The organism is Streptomyces sp. NPDC002130, from assembly GCF_040296465.1.
Lineage (GTDB): Bacteria > Actinomycetota > Actinomycetes > Streptomycetales > Streptomycetaceae > Streptomyces.
The window spans coordinates 1-1639 of the sequence record NZ_JBEOXI010000712.1; the positions used below are offsets into that span (position 1 = coordinate 1).

At 61.9% G+C, this 1639-nt stretch carries 1 protein-coding gene and 1 pseudogene; one reads left to right on the top strand and one right to left on the bottom strand.

Annotated elements, in window-relative coordinates; translation table 11 throughout:
* Positions 1–677: 677 nt before the first annotated feature.
* Positions 678–1436, bottom strand: a complete 759-nt coding sequence (locus tag ABT116_RS44730; protein ID WP_003941070.1) for a ZIP family metal transporter — start codon at positions 1434–1436, stop codon at positions 678–680.
* Positions 1437–1520: 84 nt separating this feature from the next.
* On the opposite strand from ABT116_RS44730, the pseudogene ABT116_RS51170 reads away from it, so the two are divergent.
* A pseudogene (locus tag ABT116_RS51170) lies at positions 1521–1639 on the top strand (SseB family protein); the annotation flags it as partial.

Consider the following 1639-nt stretch of genomic DNA (forward strand, 5'->3'; position numbering starts at 1 on the left):
TGCATCATGGTGCCCATCGCTCCGTCGCCGATGACAACGCGCTGTTTCAGCGCATCAAGCAGGGCAGAGTTAAATGGGGCAGACATGCCGCCTGCCGTGGCCTTCGAGGAAACAGCGGCGATGGGATTTCTGGCCTCGAATCGGTTCAATGCACTTACCTCACGGGTTGGTTGTCGTCGACACGAGATAGTGCCGCAGACTGCACTCATCGAAAGCTCAAGGCGCAGTTCGGCAATTAGATCGTGGTCGCATGACGAAAGGAGAAAGAACGGCGGTCGGGAATCAGTGTCCGAAGCAGAACGCCTGGTCGATAGCGCGGATTGCATTGGCATTGCTCGGCAACACACACGAGGACCCCAGTGCTTCGAGAGAATGTCGAGCAACCGGGATGAACGAGGGTCCGGCCGAACACAATGATCGAAAGACAACTGGATTGAATCCGTTCTCTAGAACACCGACTTGGTGCAATGTGCCCCCATGCACATCCGAAACCACCGCTGGGAGACTCGGCAGTATGGACAGGGGTTTGCAATCAACGGCGCACGATGCAAGAGATGTGGATCTGCGACTGGTCGCTGCACCGGTTGAAGGACCGCTGGAAGGCCGCAGCGTCACCAGAACCAGGGGAGTGGGGAGATTTCGAGCAGGATCTATCGGTGAGATGCCCCTTTGTGTGCTCACCCCAAGCCCGAGATCAACAGCAGCAGACCGAATCCCGCAGCTGCGATCAGCCCGCCGAACTTGGGGTTGTTCTCGGCGGCCTCGGGCAGCATGGTCTCCGCAACCAAGGACAGTAGTGTTCCAGCTCCAAATGCTTGCAGAAGGAGGACAGCGTCGTCTGTGAGCAGCGATGACGCAGCGTATCCGGCGGCGGTTAGACAGATGGTGGCAACGGCGACGCTACTCCACAGCGCGAGGATCCAATGTCGAGACCGACCGGCTCTCGACATCCCATTCGAAGCCGACATCGCCTCGGGCAGATTGCCGATGGCAATGGCTGCGATCAGCGCGAGTTCCACGCCCCTGCTGTGTAGTGTCACACCGAGTACTAATGCCTCGGGCACGGCGTCGAGAGCGGTCCCGATGGCGATGGGCGCGCCAGTGGCGGGGCCCACCGTCGCAGTGGTCTTCAATTTCGTTAGGCATTCTCCGCAGCGCTTGCGGTCGCGGGCTCCGCGCGTGGCCAACCATGCGTTGATGGCGCTGAAGGTTGCTGCGCCGCCCAAGAGAGCCGTGACTCCACTCCAGGGGTGGGTTGCAACGGCCTCTGCGGCGAGCTCCACTGCAGCGGCCGCCAGTATTAACCCCGCTCCCAAGGCAGTGACTCTAGCTATCGTTCCGTGACCGAACCGGCCGGACATGCCGAGCATTGCGCCGATGAGCAAACCACTCACGCTGAGCGCCGCCCAGCCGATTACCGAGCCGTAGTCACTCACCACCATCACCACCGCGAGACCGCGTCTGGGTCCCGGGCCATGGTGTCTGGACCGGGGCACCGATCACCATCTGCCTCACCATCCGTGCTTCCTGTCCCGAGTAGGTCCAGCGCGCAGCTGAGGGTCCCGGACTCCGGTTTCTCCGACGACGACGGCTCCGCCGACCCCCGGCTGAGCGCGGCACTCGCCGCCTGGGCCGAGGA